At 60.2% G+C, this 20,195-nt stretch carries 19 protein-coding genes and 1 pseudogene; 17 read left to right on the forward strand and 3 right to left on the reverse strand.

Features of this window, described 5'->3' with window-relative positions; translation table 11 throughout:
- The first annotated feature begins 2 nt into the window (after positions 1-2).
- Entirely contained in the window at positions 3-1,115 is a 1,113-nt protein-coding gene (locus K9B32_RS27470; RefSeq protein WP_224568263.1) for an ABC transporter permease, read from the forward strand.
- A gap of 107 nt (positions 1,116-1,222) precedes the next feature.
- Complete coding sequence (locus tag K9B32_RS27475) at positions 1,223-2,098, forward strand: NUDIX hydrolase (protein ID WP_224568265.1); 876 nt, start codon at positions 1,223-1,225, stop codon at positions 2,096-2,098.
- Positions 2,099-2,258: 160 nt separating this feature from the next.
- On the opposite strand, the gene K9B32_RS27480 is transcribed toward K9B32_RS27475, so the two are convergent.
- Entirely contained in the window at positions 2,259-2,615 is a 357-nt protein-coding gene (locus K9B32_RS27480) for a hypothetical protein (RefSeq protein ID WP_224568266.1), read from the reverse strand.
- A 557-nt stretch (positions 2,616-3,172) separates the two neighbouring features.
- Here K9B32_RS27480 and K9B32_RS27485 point away from each other — a divergent pair.
- The 5 genes from K9B32_RS27485 to K9B32_RS27505 all read left to right on the forward strand — a co-directional run bounded on the left by K9B32_RS27485 (position 3,173) and on the right by K9B32_RS27505 (position 9,678).
- Positions 3,173-4,852 carry a glycoside hydrolase family 3 protein gene (locus tag K9B32_RS27485; protein WP_224568267.1) on the forward strand — a complete coding sequence of 560 codons (1,680 nt, stop codon included), beginning with the start codon at positions 3,173-3,175 and terminating at the stop codon, positions 4,850-4,852.
- A 586-nt stretch (positions 4,853-5,438) separates the two neighbouring features.
- Positions 5,439-6,410, forward strand: a complete 972-nt coding sequence (nadA, locus tag K9B32_RS27490) for a quinolinate synthase NadA (RefSeq protein ID WP_224568268.1) — start codon at positions 5,439-5,441, stop codon at positions 6,408-6,410.
- Positions 6,407-7,945 (forward strand): L-aspartate oxidase, encoded by a 1,539-nt coding sequence (locus K9B32_RS27495; RefSeq protein WP_224568269.1) that lies wholly within the window; start codon positions 6,407-6,409, stop codon positions 7,943-7,945. The genes nadA and K9B32_RS27495 overlap by 4 nt, the downstream gene beginning before the upstream one ends.
- Before the next feature lies 1 nt (position 7,946).
- Complete coding sequence (gene nadC / locus K9B32_RS27500; RefSeq protein ID WP_224568270.1) at positions 7,947-8,798, forward strand: carboxylating nicotinate-nucleotide diphosphorylase; 852 nt, start codon at positions 7,947-7,949, stop codon at positions 8,796-8,798.
- A gap of 67 nt (positions 8,799-8,865) precedes the next feature.
- The gene (locus K9B32_RS27505; protein ID WP_224568271.1) at positions 8,866-9,678 is read left to right on the forward strand and encodes a phosphate/phosphite/phosphonate ABC transporter substrate-binding protein; all 813 of its coding nucleotides are present in this window, start codon (positions 8,866-8,868) and stop codon (positions 9,676-9,678) included.
- 39 nt (positions 9,679-9,717) lie between these two features.
- On the opposite strand, the gene hutC is transcribed toward K9B32_RS27505, so the two are convergent.
- Positions 9,718-10,464, reverse strand: coding sequence for a histidine utilization repressor (hutC, locus tag K9B32_RS27510; protein WP_224568272.1), 747 nt, complete (start codon positions 10,462-10,464; stop codon positions 9,718-9,720).
- 190 nt (positions 10,465-10,654) lie between these two features.
- On the opposite strand from hutC, the gene K9B32_RS27515 reads away from it, so the two are divergent.
- The 6 genes from K9B32_RS27515 (at position 10,655) to solA (ending at position 16,503) form a co-directional block, all read left to right on the forward strand.
- The gene (locus tag K9B32_RS27515; RefSeq protein WP_007795659.1) at positions 10,655-11,497 is read left to right on the forward strand and encodes a transporter substrate-binding domain-containing protein; all 843 of its coding nucleotides are present in this window, start codon (positions 10,655-10,657) and stop codon (positions 11,495-11,497) included.
- A 100-nt stretch (positions 11,498-11,597) separates the two neighbouring features.
- Positions 11,598-12,323: an ABC transporter permease gene (locus tag K9B32_RS27520; protein WP_224568273.1), complete on the forward strand. Its 726-nt coding sequence runs from the start codon at positions 11,598-11,600 to the stop codon at positions 12,321-12,323.
- A gap of 9 nt (positions 12,324-12,332) precedes the next feature.
- Positions 12,333-13,037: an ABC transporter permease gene (locus K9B32_RS27525; RefSeq protein WP_007795665.1), complete on the forward strand. Its 705-nt coding sequence runs from the start codon at positions 12,333-12,335 to the stop codon at positions 13,035-13,037.
- A 29-nt stretch (positions 13,038-13,066) separates the two neighbouring features.
- Positions 13,067-13,843, forward strand: coding sequence for an ABC transporter ATP-binding protein (locus K9B32_RS27530; protein ID WP_224568275.1), 777 nt, complete (start codon positions 13,067-13,069; stop codon positions 13,841-13,843).
- Positions 13,840-15,333, forward strand: coding sequence for a histidine ammonia-lyase (gene hutH, locus K9B32_RS27535; protein WP_224568277.1), 1,494 nt, complete (start codon positions 13,840-13,842; stop codon positions 15,331-15,333). The genes K9B32_RS27530 and hutH overlap by 4 nt, the downstream gene beginning before the upstream one ends.
- A gap of 9 nt (positions 15,334-15,342) precedes the next feature.
- Positions 15,343-16,503, forward strand: coding sequence for an N-methyl-L-tryptophan oxidase (solA, locus tag K9B32_RS27540; RefSeq protein WP_224568279.1), 1,161 nt, complete (start codon positions 15,343-15,345; stop codon positions 16,501-16,503).
- Positions 16,504-16,784: 281 nt separating this feature from the next.
- Here solA and K9B32_RS27545 read toward each other — a convergent pair whose 3' ends face one another.
- Positions 16,785-17,720, reverse strand: coding sequence for a LysR family transcriptional regulator (locus K9B32_RS27545; RefSeq protein WP_224568282.1), 936 nt, complete (start codon positions 17,718-17,720; stop codon positions 16,785-16,787).
- Positions 17,721-17,863: 143 nt separating this feature from the next.
- Between K9B32_RS27545 and K9B32_RS27550 the strand changes: the two genes are divergently transcribed.
- The 4 genes and pseudogenes from K9B32_RS27550 to K9B32_RS27565 form a co-directional block, all read left to right on the forward strand.
- Complete coding sequence (locus K9B32_RS27550) at positions 17,864-18,430, forward strand: hypothetical protein (RefSeq protein ID WP_224568284.1); 567 nt, start codon at positions 17,864-17,866, stop codon at positions 18,428-18,430.
- Positions 18,427-18,681: an Atu4866 domain-containing protein gene (locus K9B32_RS27555; protein WP_224568286.1), complete on the forward strand. Its 255-nt coding sequence runs from the start codon at positions 18,427-18,429 to the stop codon at positions 18,679-18,681. The genes K9B32_RS27550 and K9B32_RS27555 overlap by 4 nt, the downstream gene beginning before the upstream one ends.
- Positions 18,682-18,877: 196 nt before the next feature.
- Positions 18,878-19,807 (forward strand): helix-turn-helix domain-containing protein, encoded by a 930-nt coding sequence (locus K9B32_RS27560; RefSeq protein ID WP_224568288.1) that lies wholly within the window; start codon positions 18,878-18,880, stop codon positions 19,805-19,807.
- A gap of 118 nt (positions 19,808-19,925) precedes the next feature.
- Positions 19,926-20,195 (forward strand): annotated as a pseudogene (locus tag K9B32_RS27565) (IS110 family transposase); the annotation flags it as partial.

A 20,195-nucleotide genomic window follows, 5' to 3' on the forward strand; every position in this document is an offset into this window, starting at 1 on the left:
CCATGCGTGTGGCCAGTGTCTATCGGCTGGGAATTAAGGAGCTCTGGGGTGTCGCACGCGATCCGATGCTACTCGTTCTGATTATATATTCCTTCACGGTGTCGATATACACGGCGTCGAACTCTCTGCCGGAAACGCTAAATCGGGCTGCGATCGCTATTGTGGATGAGGACCAGTCGCCGCTCTCCGCGCGGATCACAACAGCATTCTATCCACCCTATTTCGTTGTTCCGCGCGTCATTGCGCTCCAGGAGGTCGATCGCCGCATGGATGCCGGGCTGGACACGTTTGCACTCGTCATTCCACCGAATTTCCAGAGGGACGTGCTTGCGGGTCGATCGCCGAGCATCCAGCTGAATGTCGATGCGACGCGTATATCACAGGCGTTCACTGGCAGCGGCTATGTTCAGTCGATCGTCTCGGGCGAGGTTAACGAGTTCGTCAATCGATATCGCGGTGGCGACCAGGTATCCGTCGCGCTGACGCTGCGATCCCGGTTCAATCCGGAGTTAGATAAGAGTTGGTTCGGCTCGATCAACAATGTCATTTCTTCAATTACGATGCTTTCGATCATCCTGACCGGTGCGGCACTGATCCGCGAGCGGGAACACGGCACGATCGAGCATCTGCTCGTCATGCCCATCACGCCGCTGGAGATTATGCTGAGCAAGATATGGTCGATGGGTCTGATTGTCGTTGCCGCCTCCACATTCTCCCTGATCTTTATCGTCCAGGGGCTGCTCAAGGTGCCGATTGAAGGCTCCTTTGTACTGTTTGTGATTGGCACTACGCTTGTCGTATTCGCCACCACCTGCCTGGGCATTTTCCTTGCGACCGTCGCAGGCTCGATGCCGCAGTTCGGCTTGCTCCTGATGTTGGTGCTGATCCCCCTTCAGTTGCTATCCGGCGGCACGACCCCGCGCGAAAGCATGCCCGAGATTATCCAGAACATCATGCTCGCAGCGCCAAACACGCACTTCGTGATCTTATCGCAGGCCGTTCTATTTCGCGGGGCTGGCCTTGCCGTGGTGTGGCCGCAGCTTGCGGCGCTCGTGGCGATTGGCGCCATCTTTTTCTATCTCGCGCTGCGCCGCTTCAGGCAGTTCCTGCGCTAAGCGGCGATCGACCGACAGATTCAAGTATATTCACGCCCGGATATGCTTCCTCAAGTTTGTTCGTTGTGCCAGAGATTGCTGGTCTGACAACAGGAGGCGTACTTTTCTTGACGATCGGGTTTGCACATGCCGAATTGATAGCCGTGCTCGTTGCGGTGACAGGCGGCGAGCCGCGTGTGATGACGATCCGGTCCGGGGAGGCTCTACCGTCTGGCCCATTCGAGATGGGGCATCGTACCCTGCAGAGTGGTTTGCGTGAATGGGTTCAGGAGCAGACAGGCCATCCGGTTGGCTATCTGGAGCAGCTCTATACCTTCGCTGATCGCGACCGAAACAACGAGATCCTGGGCGGTCGGACGATCTCGATCAGCTATCTCGGTCTGGTCCGGGAGCAGGCCGCAACAGGCGCTGGTGGGCCCGCCTGGCATGGCTGGTACAGCTATTTTCCCTGGGAGGACTGGCGTGCCGGACGCCCGGCGGTCCTTAACGATATCGTCGCGCATCTCGTTGCTTGGGTAAAGCGCGACCCCATCCGTCAGGAGGAGCGGATGCGTCGAACGAACTTCGCTTTTGGATTGGGCGAGGTCGCGTGGAACGAAGACCTGGTACTGCAGCGCTATGAGATCCTCTACGAGGCGGGCCTTGTGAAGGAGGCTGGCTGCCTGTCGGACGCAAATCCGGGTCGGCCGATGTTTGCCGACCATCGGCGCATTCTTGCGACCGGCATTGCGCGGTTGCGGGCAAAGATCAAATACCGGCCCGTTGTCTTCGAGTTGATGCCGGAGAGCTTCACCTTGCTGCAACTGCAACGTAGCGTTGAAGCTCTGGCTGGGTTAACGCTCCACAAGCAGAATTTCCGACGGTTGATCGAGCAGCAGGAACTGGTCGAGGAAACTGGCGATACGACGAGCGAAACGGGTGGTCGCCCCGCAAAGCTGTTTCGCTACCGCTGTGAAAGCCGCGAATACGAGTCACAAATCTAAACGGCCCCCGGTGACGACCGCGTTTTTTACCTTGTCGCGTCATTTCTCGCTCCTCAGGTCTGAATAATATTCAGGAACTGGACCTACAAAAGCTATCGGCTGAGAGACTGGCATCGGTTGGTGGTCCCCTCCAGCGCGGACCACCAACGTCGAGTTTGTTTCAGCGGGAATAGAACGTCATGCTACCGTCCGCAGCTTGCTCGACATCGACGATGTTGGATACCTTTACGCCGGCCTGTTGAAGCTTTCCGGAAAGTGGTTTGTTCGACTGAATCGCTGACCTGATCCCTTCGATGGCACCGGTCGTGCGATCTGACGCGGATTCGCCCCGAGTGAGGTGCTCCGGAGACAGGTCCCAGTTATTGACCTGGCGGACGTCGAAAGTGGCGTTGTAGGAACGAAGGGTCGTTTCGAGCGCGTGCGCCGTATTCATGTCGAGACTGTCGGCAAGTGTAACATTCGCGAAGGCAATCGAAGAGATGACTGCGACTGCAGTGAGGCTGAGAATGCGATACATGTTCTTAACCTTTCGGTGGGTTTTCAGACATTCGTTTCGCCAGAGGCGAGGATCAATCTTTTTCAATACTCCACTCGGCGAAGACCAAGGAAGTGTACGTAGCCGCGAGACGCTTTGGCACCAGACAACAGGCGAGGCTCCACTCGACCTATGTCTAGCTATCCGCGGTCGCTTGCACGGATGATTTCTGCTGGAATTCGTCAAGCATGTGTTCATCGCGCGACGCCCAACGCGGCTCGAAGGGCCGTTGGGCATCCACGTTGTCGTGTCCTGATTTACGTTGGCTTTATAATGAGTTAGAGGTCAGAAAGTTCGGAGTCTTGACATAAAATGCTGGCGGCTTTCCTCATCCTGCCAATGCGAATTCCCGATCTGAATGATGGGAACCGTCGGAGGCGTTACCCATACCTTCGGTGAGAACACCTGAGCGCGCTTTAGCCGTTTGGGACCTTGTTGCCTTCTGCTCTAAGAGAGTGGATAGTCGCTCGCCTTAGAGCTTCCCCATCATGGCGTGCATACGCAACGATCGCCACAGAGCGTTGATCACGGAGGGACTTGTGACGATATACGATGGACTTCGCAAACCGCCGTTCAACCTTGATGAGGCCGCGATCGCCTGGGTCCGCGATGTTTATGAGTCGCTCGATCTCGACGACAAAGTCGGCCAGCTCTTCACCTTGATCATGATTGGGACGGATGAAGAGGAGTTCGCGCGCATTGGTGCATTGAGGCCGGGTGGGGTGACCCGATTTTTCACGCCGGACCTCGACTTCGAGCGGCGTGTCATCTCAGACCTTGTCGCCAGAAGCAAAGTGCCACCGGTCATCAGCGCAGATCTGGAAGGAAGCCGCCATTCCTTCGCTTTCGGCACACCGGTGCTAGGGCAACTTGGTCTCGCCGCCGTCGACGATGTCGAGGCGACCGAGAAGAGTTCCGAAATCTTGGCCCGCGAGGGTAGAGCCATGGGTGTACGGTGGTCCTTCACTCCGGTCATGGACATCAATGCTGCCTTCCGATCACCGATCGTCGGCACGCGCTCCTACGGTTCCGATGTCGATAGAATTGAGCGCCACGCCGTCGCCCATGTTCGCGGCCTCCAGCAGAATGGAATTGCCGCCACCGCGAAACACTGGCCGGGGGAGGGATACGACGACCGCGATCAGCACCTCGTTACGACCGTCAATCCACTCTCGATGGATCAGTGGGAAGAAACTTTCGGACGACTTTACAAAAGGCTGATCGGCGAGGGCGTGCTCGCCGTGATGAGCGCGCATATTTCCCTGCCGGCCTATGTCCGGTCTAAGATGCACGATGCTGGGCTTGAAGCCTTCCGGCCTGCCTCTGTTTCCCGGTTACTGAACATCGATCTTCTCCGTGGTCAGCTCGGCTTCAATGGCATCATTGTCTCTGACGCTACGCCGATGGGTGGCCTGTCGGCCTGGGGCCACCACACGAAGACCATGCCTGACATTATCGCCAATGGCTGTGACATGATCCTCTTCAGCGACGCACCGGAGGAGGATATGGCAGCGGTCAAGTCCGCTGTCGAAGATGGGCGAATAACGCCTGAGCGGCTCGAGGAAGCGGTTCTTCGCGTGTTGGCGCTCAAAGCGCACCTCAAACTCTTTCAGCCGTCGGATGTCCTGCCCGACGCTGCGGAAGCGCGCAACCTGCTTGCGCATCCCGACAGCGTTGCCGCTTCCAAGAAGTACATCGCTCGCTCACCCACGCTTGTGAAGGATGTCCACAGCATCTTTCCGCTTGATCCTGCGAAGACAAAACGCATCCTGTTGGTCGATGGCGGCATCATCCATCCGCTTATGCAGCAGCCACTGGAATTCCTGCTGCCGGAGCTCTTGGCCAAAGAGGGATTTGAAGTCACGATCGACCGGCCGGACATCGTGCCAAGCCCAGACGACTTCGATCTGGTGATTTACGCCTTGGGCGACGAGTCGCTGCTCGTACGGGGCCGGATATTCGTCGACTGGCATCGGATGGGGGGCGGGGGCCTGTTCAAGGCCATGTACCGACCCTGGACGAATATTCCCTCCGTGATGATCTCCTTCGGTCATCCATATCACCTCTACGACGCGCCGCGCATACCAGCCTACATAAACGCGTACTCGACCATGGATACCGTGCAGGAGGCCGTTGTGGAGTGCATGCTCGGGCGCAAGCCTTTCCTTGGCACAAACCCGGTCGATCCATTTTGCGGCCTTGAGGATGCGCGCTATTGAAGCGTAAGGCCAGGCCCGGTCACGCTCACGGTCGGGCCGCATGGCTCTCCTACGCGGTGAAGCGAATTTAGACCTGCCAGCGACACAAGGCTCGCACGGTGTTGCACAGGTGCGGCACCGGTTTGTCTACTGTGCGACGCCCGAAATCGGGTTAATGATCGGAGGCTCGCTTCCTCCTTCGCCCCAGGCGGCTGCGCTGTCGGCGCTTCAGGCTTCTTGGCCAGCGGCGTCACGTCCTTTGGCCGCCCCTGCTTCCGCGTCGAGTTTGTGTCGTTCGTCTTCATGGTGCTCACCATCGTCCGCCTTTGGCTTTTCAGCCAGAGCGCGCGATATTTGGTTGCCAATCCACAAGACACCGAATCTTGAAGACGTCCTTCCTGGCCGTGCCAGGACCTATCGCACCACGGCCAGCGTGCCGCGGACTACATCCGGAATGCCACCTGTTCAGGAGCAATCTCAGTCGCATCTTCCGGGAAGAACGCGCCGTCGCGGAAAACTGCCGCTCTCCCGCAATTGACATATGCTCAATATGAGAATATCAATCGGCGCATAATATACTCAGATAGAGCATAAGCAGGAGTCGGCCATGAACCACCGCGTTTCCGCGTCCTCCCTCTATGAGCGCGTTCGCCGCGTCATTCCCAAGGCGGAGTGGATGTCGTTCGAAGATGACGTCGAGGCGATCCTCGAGCTGAAGCGGCAGCGCAACGCCGTCATTCTCGCACACAATTACCAGACGCCGGAGATTTTCCACGGCGTCGCCGATATCGTCGGCGACAGCCTGGCGCTGGCGCGCAAGGCGATCGACGTCGAGGCAGACGTCATCGTGCTTGCCGGGGTGCATTTCATGGCCGAAACGGCCAAGCTCCTCAATCCTAACAAGACAGTGCTTATCCCGGATATGGGGGCGGGCTGCTCACTGGCGGATTCGATCACGCCTGAGGACGTGGCGCTGCTACGCGAAGCGCACCCCGGAGTGCCTATTATCACCTATGTGAATACCTCCGCGGCCGTGAAGGCAGCGTCCGATATCTGCTGCACATCCGGGAACGCCAAGCAGGTCGTCGAGTCTCTCGGTGTATCACGGGTGCTGATGATCCCGGACGAGTATCTCGCCCGCAACGTTGCACGCGAAACGACGGTCGAGGTGCTTGCCTGGCATGGACACTGTGAGGTCCATGAGCTGTTTACGGCAGATGACGTCAGGCAGTTGCGCGAGAATTATCCTGGTGTAACCGTGTTGGCGCATCCCGAATGTCCGCCGGATGTCGTCGCCGAGGCGGACTTCGCTGGATCGACCGCGGTGATGTCCGATTTCGTCGGGCAGCAGCGTCCGGCCCGCGTCGTTCTCTTGACCGAGTGCTCGATGAGCGACAACGTCGCGGTGCATCATCCCGATGTCGAGTTCATCCGCCCCTGCAATCTTTGTCCGCACATGAAGCGGATCACGCTCGCCAACATCCGTACCGCACTGGAGGAAAATCGCCACGAGGTCAGGGTCGACCCCGACATTGCCGTCGCCGCCCGGCGTGCCGTCGAGCGGATGCTTGCGATATGACCGAGCTTCTCGACGCGTTGAGCGGACAGGTTGTCGTCGTTGGAAGCGGGCTCGCCGGTCTGATAACGGCATTGACGCTAGCGCCGCAGCCCGTCGTTCTCATCACCCGCGGCGCCATTGGGACGCAGACATCAAGCGCCTGGGCGCAAGGCGGAATCGCGGCCAGTCTTGGTGAGGACGACAGCGCTGAGCTACACCTTTCCGATACGCTTGCTGCCGGCTGCGGGCTGTGTGATCTGCAAGCTGCATCCGAGATTATCGCTGAGGGCCCGGCCGCCATTGCGGCCCTCGAGCGTGCCGGCGTCTCTTTTGACAGGGACGGCCTGGGGAGGCTGGTACTTGGTCTGGAGGCCGCGCATTCGCGTCGACGCATCGTGCATGCGTCAGGCGACGGATCTGGTGCTGCGATTGTTGCCGCTTTCGTACGAGCGGTCGCCAACACGCCTTCGATCACGGTACTTCAAGCAACCGAGTTGCGCTCGCTCATGGTCCATGACGGCTCAGTCACCGGTCTGATTGTTTCTAGACGCGCGCAGATTGCCGCCATCATGACCAACAGGGTGGTGCTGGCGACGGGTGGTATCGGCGGGCTCTATGACGCGACGACCAATCCCATGTGCAATTTCGGCCAGGGACTTGCGCTAGCGGCCAGGGCGGGGGCCCGCCTTGCCGACATGGAATTCGTGCAATTTCACCCGACGGGTCTTGATTCTGCGCGCCGGCCGCTGGCGCTCGTCAGCGAGGCGGTGCGCGGCGAGGGCGCCGTCCTCGTCAACGACAGGGGCGAACGCTTTATGTCGGGCATCGACGGACGAGAACTGGCGCCGCGCGACGTTGTTGCGCGCGCCATCAGCGCAGAACTTTCACTGGGGCGGCATGTCTTCTTGGATGCCCGTTGCGCGCTCGGCGATCGCTTTGCACTCCGATTTCCGACAATCCAGGCGTTATGCCACGAGGCCGGCATCGATCCGGCAATCGATCTCATACCGGTGCGCCCTGCAGTTCACTACCACATGGGCGGAGTTGCGACCGATTTGACGGGACGCAGCTCGGTTCCAGGCCTTTGGGTGGTCGGCGAGGCGGCCTCGACCGGGCTGCATGGCGCCAATCGTCTGGCCAGCAACTCGTTGCTCGAGGCGGCCGTGCTAGGCATGCGGGCTGCCCGTGATCTTGGCGGGACGTCCACGGGTCGGGTTCGGGCGGCGCCGGCAGTGTCGCCTGTGTCCGCGGCAGATGCCTCGTCCGTGCGCGCGATCGTGTCGCGCCACCTCGGCGTGCTGCGGAATGCCGGGGCTCTCCAGGGAGCAATCGCGGCCCTGTTGCCGCTCGCCGAAGCCGACGGACCTGCCGCCGATCCGGCGATTGTTGCGTTGACGATTGCCGTCTTTGCTATGCTGCGCAAGGAGAGCCGCGGCGCGCACGCGCGCACCGATTTTCCACTGCAGCTGCCGCTTGCCGAACGCCGTTTCATGACGCTCGCCGATGTGCTCGATGTCGCGCGTGCCGACGCCCATTCTTTTGCCCGGAGTGCCTGACATGTCTCTTGCCCCTTTGCCGCGCCTTGTTATCGAACCGTTGGTGCGCGCGGCCCTCGTCGAAGATCTAGGCCTAGCCGGCGACATCACTTCGGCCGCCGTCATCCCGGCGGATCACCGCTCGTCTTTGATCATGGTCGCGCGGCAGCCTGGTGTCATTGCCGGTCTCGACGCCGCCGAGCTCGCCTTCCAGCTCGTCGAGGCCGCAATCACGATGACCCGCCACATGGAGGACGGGTCGCGCGTCGAACCAGGCGACACCATTGCCACGATCACCGGGCCTTCGCGCGGCTTGCTGACGGGGGAGCGCACCGCGCTCAATTTTCTTGGACACCTGTCCGGCATTGCGACGGTGACGGCAAGCCTGGTCGAAGCTGTCAGCGGCACGAAGGCATCGATTGCCTGCACCCGCAAGACGACGCCGGGGCTGCGGGCCCTGGAAAAATATGCAGTTCGCGCAGGTGGCGGCATGAACCATCGGTTCGCACTTCATGATGCTGTCCTGATCAAGGATAATCACGTGGCGATTGCTGGCGGCGTTGCCGCGGCGATCGCCCGCGCCCGCGCTGGCGTCGGGCACATGGTCAAGATCGAGGTCGAGGTGGACACGCTTGAGCAGCTGCGGGAGGCTATGGAACAGGGCGTCGATGCAGTCCTGCTCGATAATATGACGCCGACGCAACTGCGCGAAGCGGTCGCAATCGTCAACGGCCGTGCGATCACCGAGGCCTCGGGTCGGGTAACACCCGCGACGGTCGCTGCAATCGCCGCCTCCGGTGTTGATCTCGTGTCGGTTGGCTGGTGCACGCACAGCGCCCCAACGCTGGATATCGGGCTCGATGTGCAACGCTGACTGATATCATTGGCAATTCGTCGGCGCGTGACTATGTTCGCGGCGCGCCAACGAAGAGACTTGGAAAATGCGCCTCGCCAGCCTGTCGATGTATGTCGATCCACCGCCGTTGATGGAGGCGACCGCTGCGCTATGGCGCTACATCAGCGGCTACCTTCGAGAAGAGGCTGGGTTGTCCGACCTGCCAACGGAACTCGATCGTTCGTTGTCCTACGACCAAGCCTGGCTCTATCCAGATCTCATCCTCGCGCAGACCTGCGGTTATCCCTATGCGAGGCGACTGCGCAGCTCCGTTCGTCTCGTCGCAACGCCAATCTACGATCTGCCCAGTTGCGACGGCCCCTTAATGCGCAGTTTCATTGTCGTTCATAAGGACGCGACAGCTCGATCGCTTGCCGATCTCCGCGGTTTGCGTGCCGCAGTCAACAACCATGAGAGCAACTCGGGCAGCAATCTCTTCCGTGCCGAGATAGCCCCGCTCGCTGAAGGTGGATGTTTCTTTTCCGAGGTGATCGAGACCGGCGCCCATGGGGCGAGCATCGCTGCAGTTGCGGCCGGCAGGGCCGACGTTGCCGCAATCGATTGTGTGACCTACGGCAACATAGGGCGTTTTGCGCCGGAGAGACTTACCAGTCTGCGCATCCTTGCCGAGACGGCCAGCGGTCCCGGACTGCCCTTCATTACCTCCAGCGGCGCCTCGGATCGTGAGGTCGAGCAACTGCGCGATGCGCTTCAATCGGCGATCGCCGAGCCCTCCTTGGCGCGCGTCCGCGAAACGCTTTCGCTTTCGGATTTTGTCACCCTTTCCGAAGCAGACTATGAGCCTCTTCTGGATTTGGAACGCAAGGCCGTCGCACTTGGCTATCCGCGGATTGGCTAGGTAAGTGTGGAAACACACGCGTTCCATATACAACCTCGGCTATTCCTCAAACACCTTTCCAGTGCGGGCCTCCAGCCGGTAGCGGTTTCCGGGATAGATGAGGCGAGCCGTCGAGACGACGTGCCGCCCTGACCAGGTCCGGCGGCGGATCGCCAGGCATGGTTCGTTCTTGAGGATGGTCAAGAGCTTGCACTCCCAGGACTGCGGCATCGCGGCCTCGACAATGTGTTCGGATCCGCTGAGCGGGGCGGCTGCCGTCAGATAGGCGTTCGGTGTCAGTGAGGCAAAATCCTGCGCCAGGTAGTCGGGGGCTGCTGCCGGATTGACGAAACGGTCTTCGATCTGCACCGGCACGCCGTTTTCGCTATGCACGATCAAGGAGTGAAAGACAGGCGCGCCGATATCGAGCTCCAGCGCGTCCGCCGTCTCTGGAGAGGCTGCTTCCTGGGCTAAAATCACCACCGAGGCCTCATGCACGTTGCCGCGCTCAGCAATCTCTTCGGCGATGTTGCGCACCTCGAACAAGGCCGAGTAGCCCTTGCGCTCCGCCACAAAGGAGCCAACGCCCTGAATACGAACCAGCTCGCCCTCGCTTGCGAGTTCACGCAGCGCCCGGTTGGCGGTCATCTTGCTTACGCCGAGCTCCGTGACCAGTTCGTTTTCGGAAGGCACGCGATGCTTCGGAGGCCACTCGCCGCTATGGATGCGGTCGAGTATCATTTGCTTGACACCGGCGTAGAGCGGTGCGGTATCGTTATCCCTCTTCATCTCGCTTGGACGCTTCATTGCCTATTCCTTTTGCAACGGCGGAATCCGCTCGATAAATCGACTTTCCTCTTGCATAACACAAAATATCTCATATGGTACCCTATACAACCTCTCGAAAGCTCGGCCAGCAAAGGTCGGCATCGGGCAAGCCGGCGAAGACCGGTGTCGGACCGCAAGGTCAATCGTCACTTCAGAGGAGATAGAACCAATGAAATTCAGCGCGCTTCTTCTTTCCAGCGCCTTTGCGCTTTCGGCCTTCGCCGCTCCTGTCGCCGCCAAGGACTGGAAGACTGCCACCATTACACTTGAGGGCGCCTACGCGCCTTGGAACATGACCAATGCCGACGGCACACTCGGCGGCTTCGAACCAGAGCTTGCCAAAGTTCTGTGCGAACGGGCCAAGATCGAATGCAAGCTCGTTGCTTCCGACTGGGACGGCATGATCCCTGCGCTCAATGCCGGCAAGTTCGATGTCATCATGGATGCACTGTCGATCACCGAGGACCGCAAGAAGGTCATTGGCTTCACGATCCCCTACGCTGCGACGCCGGCAGCCTTTGCAACGGCCAAGGATAGCCCGCTTGCCAACGCAGCCGGCACCGGAGCAACGATCAAGATGACGCCCGGCCAGACCGGCGTTAAGGAAGTGGATGCGCTGAAGGAAGCCTTCAAGGGCAAGACGATCGGCATTCAGGCCGCCACCGTCTATGCCAAGTTCGTTTACGACAATTTCGGCGACATCGCAGAAATCCGCGAATACAAGACTGGCGCCGACCGCGATCTCGATCTGCAGAACGGCCGTATCGATCTCGGCTTCGACGATGCCGTCTACTTCGCCAATGCCTTCCAGTCCGCAAACGATACGCTGGCCTTTACAGGCCCTGAAATCGTTGGCTCGATCTGGGGCGAAGGTGAAGGCCTCGGTATCCGTCAGGCAGATACCGACCTTCGCGACAAGTTCAACGAAGCGATCAAGTCGGCGCTCGCCGACGGCACCGTCAAGAACCTGTCGATGAAGTGGTTCAAGGTCGACGTCAGCCCGCAGAACTGATTTCCGGCGGAGGCCGGACGTCCCGGTCTCCGGCTTCAACGCCGGGGACCGCATGCTATTCTGACACCGCCGAGACAGCGGCGGGCGCGGGGAACATGATATGGCAACACTGGAACTGATTGGATTCGGTTCGACCGGATGGGGCGCGCTGCTTCTGCTCGCCACGTTGATGACACTCGCCGTGACTGCAAGCGCGCTTGCGATCGGAGCCGTGCTTGGTGCGACAATCTCTGCGGCCAAGCTATCCGGCAGGGCGTCGCTCGTCGCGCTCGGCAACGTCTACACGACCGTCTTTCGCGGCGTGCCCGAACTGCTCATCATCTATCTCATCTATTTCGGGGGTTCCTCCGCGGTCACCTCGATCGGCAAGGCGATGGGCTACGAGGGCTTCCTCGGGCTGCCCTCCTTCCTCGCGGGTGCGCTGGCTGTGGGTATCATCTCCGGCGCCTATCAGGCGGAAGTTTTCCGCGGAGCCTACCTTGCCATTTCCAAGGGCGAGTTGGAGGCGGCATCTGCCATTGGCATGCATCGTGGCCTGCGGTTTCGCCGGATCATCATCCCACAGGTGCTGCGTTTGGCGATCCCTGGTCTCGGCAATGTCTGGCAGCTCAGCCTGAAGGACTCGGCATTGATCTCGGTGACTGGCCTGGCGGAACTGATGCGCACCAGTCAGGTCGCTGCCGGTTCCACGCGACAATATTTCCTGTTCTTCATCGTCGGAGGGATCCTCTATCTGATCCTGACAAGCCTATCTGACCGGGTCTTTAATGGCGCCGAGCGACGCGCCAATCGCAGCATGCCGACGGCGGCCATGGGAAAGGCATGAGGTAGCACGATGGATTTCGCTTTTCTCGCTCAAACGATGACCACCCTGCTCAAGGCCGTCCCGATGACCTTGGCTCTGTTCTCCCTATCGGTCTTCTTCGGTGGCCTTCTAGCGCTCCTGATCGTCTGGATGCGCGTCGGCGGCAATCCGGTGCTGTCGGCGATTGCCAAGGGATACATCTTCGTCTTTCGCGGCTCGCCGCTGCTGATCCAGATGTTCCTCGTCTTCTACGGCCTTGGCCAGTTCGGTTTCATCCGCTATTCCTTCCTCTGGCCGTTCTTGCGCGAACCGTTCGTTTGCGCAGTGCTTTCTCTGGCGCTCTGCACCGCAGGCTACTCCGCTGAAATTTTCCGCGGTGGCATTCGCGCCGTCTCGCCACGTGAGATCGAGGCCGCTCGCTCGATCGGCATGTCCGGCGCGCTGCTCGTGCGCCGCATTCTAGCGCCGATCGCCTTCCGTCACGCGTTGCCGGCCTATTCCACCGAGATCGTCCTGATGATGAAATCGACCGCGCTCGCAAGCCTGGTCACCGTATGGGAAGTGACCGGCGTGGCGCAGCGCCTGATCTCGCAGACCTACCGGACGATGGAAGTATTCCTCTGTGCGGCCATCATCTACCTCGTTCTCAACTTCATCATTCTGCAGGCGATGTCCCTGCTCGAGTATTCGCTCTCGCGACACCGCCGTGCGATCCCGCCGGCGTTGAAAGCCTAAGAGCGGAACGGACACGATTGGAGCTTTCAATGCCAGGCGTTACCCGACTTTCCGTCCGCAACATCCGCAAGAGCTTCGGCACGCATGAGGTCCTGCGTGGCATCTCGCTCGATGCTCAGGATGGCGACGTCATCTCCCTGCTCGGGGCCTCCGGCTCCGGAAAATCGACCTTCCTGCGTTGCATCAACCTGCTGGAGATAGCAACCGACGGCGAGATCTGGGTGGATGGCGAGCAGATCCGCATGATCCACAAGGGCGGCGTGAGCCGCCCTGCAAGCCAGAAACAGGTCGACCACATCCGCTCGGAACTCGGAATGGTTTTCCAGTCATTCAACCTTTGGTCGCACATGACGATCCTGCAGAATGTGATCGAGGGACCGGTTCATGTCCTTAAGCGTCCGCGCGCCGAATGCATCGCCGAAGCCGAGGCGCTCTTGGAAAAAGTCGGCATTGCCGACAAGCGACATGCCTATCCCGCGCATCTCTCCGGCGGCCAGCAGCAGCGTGCCGCAATTGCCCGCGCGCTCGCGATGAAGCCGAAGGTCATGCTTTTCGATGAGCCGACCTCCGCGCTCGACCCCGAACTCGTCGGTGAGGTGTTGCGTGTCATGCGCGCACTTGCCGAGGAGGGGATGACCATGTTGGTGGTCACCCACGAGATGAGCTTTGCCCGCAACGTCTCCAACCGGGTTGTCTTCATGAAGCAAGGCCTGGTCGAAAGCAGCGGCGCGCCGGACGAAATGTTCGGTGGCGGCGCTTCGCCCGCCTTTCGCCAGTTCATCGGCCATTTCGGAAGCGGACAATGACCGTCACCATCGAGACGCGGATCGGCTGGCGCGACGTGGCACGCGTCGCAGCAGGCGAGACGCTTGCGCTTTCGCCTGCTGCCTGGGCTCGCGTGGACAATGCCAGCCGCATCGTCGAACGGATCGTCGAAACCGGCGTGCGCGCCTACGGCATCAATACCGGCGTCGGCGCGCTCTCCGATACGGTGGTCGATCGCGCCTCCCAGAGCCGGCTATCGCGCAACATTATCCTGAGCCATGCCTGCGGGGTCGGCGAGCTGTTGGCGCCGCGCGAGGTTCGAGCGATCATCGCTGCGCAAATCGCCAATTTTTCGCACGGGCATTCCGGCGTGCGTGCGGATATCATCCGTCACCTTGCGGCATTTCTGGAACGGGACTGCGTGCCGGATATCCCATCAAAGGGCTCGGCCGGTTACCTGACACACAATGCGCATACGGCACTCGTCCTGATCGGCGAGGGACGTGCATCGGTCGCGGGCAAGCGGATGAATGGTCGCGAGGCCCTGAATGCGATCGGCCTTCCGCCGCTCGTGCTCGGTGCGAAGGAAGGATTGAGCCTTGTCAATGGTACGGCCTGTGCAACAGGTCTGGCCAGTGTCGCCCTGGCACGCGCTGACCATCTACTCGATTGGGCCGATGCGGTCGCGGCCCTGACGCTGGAGGCGGCGGGGTGCCAGATGGCGGCTTTTGACGAAGCCGTCTTGGCGCTGCGCCCATCGCGCGGAATTGCGAAAGTCGGCGCTACGTTGCGACGACTTTTGGATGGTAGCGACCTGATCGCGGCAGCGCTCGGAAAGCGAACACAGGATGCACTGAGCCTGCGCTCGGTCCCGCATGCGCACGGCGCTGCACGCGACGTTTTTGACGTTGCGTCTGAGGTTGTCGATCGCGAACTTGCCTCGGTGACCGACAACCCGGCGGTTTCAGGAACGCCCGAAAATCCGGTTGTCTCGTCGGAGGCTCACGCTGTGGCGCCGGCCCTTGCGCAAGCCTCAGACAGCCTGGCGATCGCGCTTGCGCAGATATCGGCCATGAGCGAGCGCCGTATGGACCGGCTCGTCAATCCGCTGGTCAGCGGCCTGCCGCCGTTTCTGGCGAGCGATGCCGGCAGCAACTCCGGCTTCATGATCGCGCAATACACCGCAGCGGCGCTGTCCAACGAGAACCGCAGGCTGGCTGCTCCAGCCTCCACCGATGGTGGCCTGACCTCCGGCCTGCAGGAGGACTTTCTTGCGCATCCGACAGCGGCGGCAAACAAGCTTTTGTCTGTGATCGGCAACGCCGAATATATTCTCGCAATCGAGCTGATGGCTGCAGCCCAGACGCACGACTTCCTTGCACCAAAGGCTGCGCGCGCCAAGGGGACGGACGCAATCCACCGTGCCGTACGCCATGTCGTTGCGCACTATGGCGACGATCGTCCTCTTGCCGGCGACATAGAGGCGCTTCGAACCCTTATCCGTCACGAAGTGCCGCCCGAACTGATGTGAGTATGAGCCATGACAGCTGAATATGACGTCGCCGTGATCGGGCTTGGCGCCATGGGGAGTGCGGCCCTTTCCTTGCTTGCAGCGCGGGGCGCCAGGACGATCGGGATCGATGCCTATTTTCCGGCCCATGCGCTCAGTTCCTCACATGGAGATAGCCGCCTCATTCGGCTCGGCTATTTCGAGGATCCTTCCTATGTACCGCTGCTGCAGCGTGCCTATCGAAACTGGCGCGCTTTAGAGGCCAAGCTTCGCGCAGACATATTGACGATCACGGGCGTCCTTCAAATTGGCGCTGAGGATAGCAAGATCGTCGCGGGAACGCGCGCGTCCTGCAGGATGCATGGGTTACCGCACGAGGTTCTCGACAAGGCGGATATGGCGCGTCGGTTTCCTGCCTTTCAGCTGGACGATGAGGAAATCGCCGTCCTTGATCCCCAGGGCGGCTATCTCAGACCCGAGGCTGCCGTGATGGGTTATCTCAAACTGGCGGCCGAGGACGGTGCGGTCCTTCACTTTGGCGAGCGGGCCAACGCTATCGAGCCGGGGGATGGTGGTGTGACGATCCGTTCTGCTGTCGGCCAGTATCGCGCCAGGAAAGTCGTGGTCGCCACCGGCTCCTGGATTGGCGAGCTCGTTCCGCAACTGAGAGAGCATGCTGTCCCGATCCGCCAGGTCGTTGCCTGGTATCAGCCGCGCGACGGATTCGCGACCGAGCCGCAGCGCATGCCCTGTTTCCTGAGGGACGAGGGGATAAAGGGTTCGTATTTTGGCTTCCCGGCAATCGGCGTCGATGGCGTGAAGGTCGGCCGGCATGCGCATTTTCGTGAGCCGATCGACCCGAACCAGCCCAATCCGCCGGTCAATGATGCGGACACGGCACTGCTCGATGGCTTTATCGCCAAGCGCGTGCCTGCCGCCGCCGGGCTGCGCGTCAACGCGGTGACATGCCGCTATACGATGCTGCCGAGCGAGGATTTCCTGCTTGACCTCGTGCCTGGCAATCCGAATGTGGTCATCGCCTCACCCTGTTCCGGGCATGGCTTCAAGTTCACAAGCGTCGTCGGCGAAATTCTCGCCGACCTGGCACTGGAGGGTGGGACCAGCCTGCCGATTGCGGCCTTCTCTTTCGATGCCATGAACCGCTTCGTCGCGGCTCGAAAGCCCGTCTGATCTCGCTATAAGGGGTCGATTCCGGTGAGGGCGGAACGACGCCCTAAGCGATTGCTCCGGGGGAGGGAAGGCAGGTCGTTGTGAGGCCGTTTGGGATCGAATGACATGTCGGCGTCCGCAGATTTGTCGACACGTCATGCTGATGTGTCGATGGCGACGACCTGTTGCGAGAACATGTCGATGAAATTGGCTTTTATCGACATATTCAGCTTGCAAACCCGCTACTTCGCCAGTTTGACCCTGAACCTGTCGGGGTTGTCGCTGTTGTTTGCGGATCATCCTCACTCACGAATGGGCCACCTGGCGCCTTGCGTTGTGCCTGGAACGGCTCGCCTGTGCCCTCGAACATGGTCAATAAGCGCGCGCAGTTTGGGCGCCATGTTCCGCCGGTTCGGGAAATATAGAAAGAAGCCGGGAAAAGGCGGCAGGAAGTCGTCCAGTGCCGTAGTGAGCTCGCCGCGATCGATATAGGAGCGAAAAGTCTCCTCCAATGCAAAGGTGATGCCGCCGCCAGCGAGCGCTGTCCGGATCATCAGACGTAAGTCGTTTGTGGTAATTTGGGGCTCAACGGCGACGTCGAAGGCTATTCCATCCTGCTCGAACTCCCATCGGTAGGGAGCCGCGCTCGGTGATGGGCGCCATCCGATGCAACGGTGATGCACCAATTCCCTTGGATGGCGCGGGATCCCGTGGGCCTCGAAATATCCCGGCGTGGCGACCACCACTTGTCTCTCTTCTTTTGTCAGCGGGACCGCAACCATATCCTGCTCAATGACCTCACCCAGCCGCACTCCCGCATCGAAGCCCGCGGCAACGATGTCGAATATGTCGTCGGTAACCGTGATGTCGATCGAAATACCGGGATGGCGCTCGGCGAAGGAAGCGACCAGGGGCCCGGAGAGAAACTGCTCCGCGATGGACGTGACTGCGATCCGCAGCAAGCCACTCGGCATGGTGTCGCCTGTCACGTTCTCGAACGCGGTTCTTACGTCGTTCATCGGCTGGGACAATGCTTCACGAAACCGGTCGCCCGCTTCGGTAAGACGCACGCTGCGCGTCGTGCGGCTGACGAGCGCGATGCCGCAGACGTCCTCTAGCCGTCTGATTCCCTGGCTTACGGCAGAGCGTGTGACGCCGAGGCGGTCAGCTGCCGCCCTGAAATTCCCCTCTTCGGCGACTGCGAGAAAGACAGGCACAAGGTTTAGATCGATAGTCATTGTCGACGCTTGCTAACCAATCACGTTAGCGGAAAGGAGATACAAGCGACAATCCGACTTGTCTACCTATTCTTCGTGCCACGACGAACCCGAGTTGGCGGCACGACAGACAAGAAACTTGATCAACAAAGGAAGGTAGTCCAATGACACGCATCAAAACCATACTCGCCGCTGCCATGGCTATTGGTGTCTGTGCCGGACCAGTTTCTGCGCAGGATAGTTCATGTCCATCGAACGGAGCCGATGCTCCCCTCGCACTTCATGCAGACTGGATCATGAAAGGCTGGGAACGCCATGGAGGCGACGCTAGTTTCGTGTTCTCTCAAAAGCTGAAAAGGTTCTACGACTTGGAAAACACCAATGGGGTTTTCTACGACAATTTCGCACCCGGCGACACACAGCTCTTCCGCGATTCCGCCCGCTATGGTGCGAACTGGGAGGCGCTGCAAAACGCCGCGCGATCGGTCCGGCACGGCTTGACGGGCGGTCATGATGCGATCGTGAGCGATACCGTCGCTTCGACGACGCTTGGCTTCGTCGGTCGCATCGATCGCCTTGACGGCAAGGTCATTGCCTTCGACGGCCGCTCGCAGCTCGGCTGGGAATGCACCGGCGGCAAATGGAAAATCCGCCATGAGCTGAACTATGCGTGGGTCGTCGAGCCCGAGAGCATCCAGAAGTTCCTGGGCAAAACGAGGACGGCGCAATGACCGTCCACGCCACTTCGTCCCACTCCTATGTCGGCATGTGGGAGACCGCGGACGGTCGCATCCGACACGAATTGCTGCCAAACGGACGCTACGATGAGGCACGCGGCACGCGCCAAAGCGCCTATCAGGGGCGATACGAAATGTCCGGAAATCACATCGAATATTGGGACGATACTGGCTTCACGGCCGACGGCGATTTTGTCGATGGCGTCCTGCATCATGCCGGAATGGTTCTCTATCGCAAGCGATAGCGCTAGACGGTCGGGCCCATCCTGATCTGAGGGCGGAATCTGAAGGGATACCGCCTTACTTTACATGAGGGCCGTACCTGCAAACGAACCGCGACTGTTGGCGGCGTTGCACGTATGCTCTTCCCTAAATCAGTACGAAGAGGTGGCGCGCGCCGATCAGTCATGCCAATGCACAGTCGCCACACCTGGAGCCATCATGGCAGTTGATAGCCAAGAGGAAGCATCTTCAATCCCGCTCCGCACGTCGCCTGCCGGGCTGGAGATATACATTGCCGGCAGAGCACTCGTCAGCGGAGATGGACCAGCCTGGACGGACATGTTCGTGCAGGTGTTTTCCCGCCTGAAGGTGCAGCGACCTTTTCTTGTTCCGGCGGTCGCCGAGCCCCTGGTTGTTTGGGTGATATCCGGGCAGGCATGTGTGGAAGAACGGGATCTGGGCGGGGAGTGGACAGCCAACACCGTCAAAGTTGGGGACTTTTTTCTGACGCGCTCGCCAACTCCCTATGAAATGCGCTGGCGTGCCGACGGAGACGAGCCTTTCCAGGTAATGCATCTCTATCTCTCCGTTCAGCTTTTTGACCGGGTGGCAGAAGAGATTCTCGGCAAGGCCGCCGGCGCCGTGCGCCTGCGCGACATCTCGGGTGGCCGCGACCAACAGCTTTCCAGCATACTGGAACTGATCCATGCTGAACTAAGGGCAGAAGGGCAGGGAAGCCGCCTGTTCGTTCAGGGATTGGCACAGACGCTGACCGTTCATCTTATCCGGCAATACGCGACCCATGACGCAGAGATGCGGCCATCGAATGCGCTTCCTGGCGCAAAGCTACGACGGGCCATTGCCTTCATGGAGGCGCACCTGGAGGAGCCGTTCGACCTGGCACGTTTGGCGCAAATCGCCGGCATCAGCGAGTTCCATTTCAGTCGTCTCTTCAAGAGGGCGACCGGCCTTTCTCCTTCCCGCTACTTCATTCGCCAACGCATCGCCAGAGCGCAGCAACTTCTGCAGGAGACCGACACCAGCATCATCGAGGTTGGCATGTCTGTGGGATATTCGAGCCCCAGCCATTTTGCTCAGATTTTCCGTCGAGAGGCTGGTGTCTCGCCTGGTGATTACCGCCGCAGCTAGAGGATTTCAGCCCGGCTGTCGTCGATTAGCGCAAGATCCCGACAGGTCTAGCAAGGCTCCGAGAGAAGGATCAAACGCTCCTCCTGAGGCCGCGCCGCTGAGAGAACGGATCACTGAGATGCAGGTGATGATCGAGGGACAGTCACACTTCCAGCCTTGCGGCTTACCTTATTGGGGTTCGGAAAATCTCAATAAGGGAGTTGGAAGCATGACTGCCTCTTATGATTACCATATCGGCGTCGACTACCACAAATCCTACAGCCATCTGGTCGTGCAGGATTCGGGCGGGAAGACGCTACGCTCCGGCCGGGTGAAGAACGACCGCCAGTCGCTTGGCGGCTTTCTGGAGCGCTACCGGGAGAACTCGCATGCGGTTGTCGAGGCCACG

The organism is Rhizobium sp. 3T7, from assembly GCF_020166565.1.
Lineage (GTDB): Bacteria > Pseudomonadota > Alphaproteobacteria > Rhizobiales > Rhizobiaceae > Rhizobium.

Excerpts from the sequence above, each read along its gene's own strand:
- K9B32_RS27470 (WP_224568263.1), top strand. The coding sequence starts at position 3 with ATGCGTGTGGCCAGTGTCTATCGGCTGGGAATTAAGGAGCTCTGGGGT.
- K9B32_RS27480 (WP_224568266.1), bottom strand. The coding sequence starts at position 2,615 with ATGTATCGCATTCTCAGCCTCACTGCAGTCGCAGTCATCTCTTCGATT.
- nadA (WP_224568268.1), top strand. The coding sequence starts at position 5,439 with ATGAACCACCGCGTTTCCGCGTCCTCCCTCTATGAGCGCGTTCGCCGC.
- K9B32_RS27495 (WP_224568269.1), top strand. The coding sequence starts at position 6,407 with ATGACCGAGCTTCTCGACGCGTTGAGCGGACAGGTTGTCGTCGTTGGA.
- nadC (WP_224568270.1), top strand. The coding sequence starts at position 7,947 with ATGTCTCTTGCCCCTTTGCCGCGCCTTGTTATCGAACCGTTGGTGCGC.
- K9B32_RS27505 (WP_224568271.1), top strand. The coding sequence starts at position 8,866 with ATGCGCCTCGCCAGCCTGTCGATGTATGTCGATCCACCGCCGTTGATG.
- hutC (WP_224568272.1), bottom strand. The coding sequence starts at position 10,464 with ATGAAGCGTCCAAGCGAGATGAAGAGGGATAACGATACCGCACCGCTC.
- K9B32_RS27515 (WP_007795659.1), top strand. The coding sequence starts at position 10,655 with ATGAAATTCAGCGCGCTTCTTCTTTCCAGCGCCTTTGCGCTTTCGGCC.
- K9B32_RS27520 (WP_224568273.1), top strand. The coding sequence starts at position 11,598 with ATGGCAACACTGGAACTGATTGGATTCGGTTCGACCGGATGGGGCGCG.
- K9B32_RS27525 (WP_007795665.1), top strand. The coding sequence starts at position 12,333 with ATGGATTTCGCTTTTCTCGCTCAAACGATGACCACCCTGCTCAAGGCC.
- K9B32_RS27530 (WP_224568275.1), top strand. The coding sequence starts at position 13,067 with ATGCCAGGCGTTACCCGACTTTCCGTCCGCAACATCCGCAAGAGCTTC.
- hutH (WP_224568277.1), top strand. The coding sequence starts at position 13,840 with ATGACCGTCACCATCGAGACGCGGATCGGCTGGCGCGACGTGGCACGC.
- solA (WP_224568279.1), top strand. The coding sequence starts at position 15,343 with ATGACAGCTGAATATGACGTCGCCGTGATCGGGCTTGGCGCCATGGGG.
- K9B32_RS27545 (WP_224568282.1), bottom strand. The coding sequence starts at position 17,720 with ATGACTATCGATCTAAACCTTGTGCCTGTCTTTCTCGCAGTCGCCGAA.
- K9B32_RS27550 (WP_224568284.1), top strand. The coding sequence starts at position 17,864 with ATGACACGCATCAAAACCATACTCGCCGCTGCCATGGCTATTGGTGTC.
- K9B32_RS27555 (WP_224568286.1), top strand. The coding sequence starts at position 18,427 with ATGACCGTCCACGCCACTTCGTCCCACTCCTATGTCGGCATGTGGGAG.
- K9B32_RS27560 (WP_224568288.1), top strand. The coding sequence starts at position 18,878 with ATGGCAGTTGATAGCCAAGAGGAAGCATCTTCAATCCCGCTCCGCACG.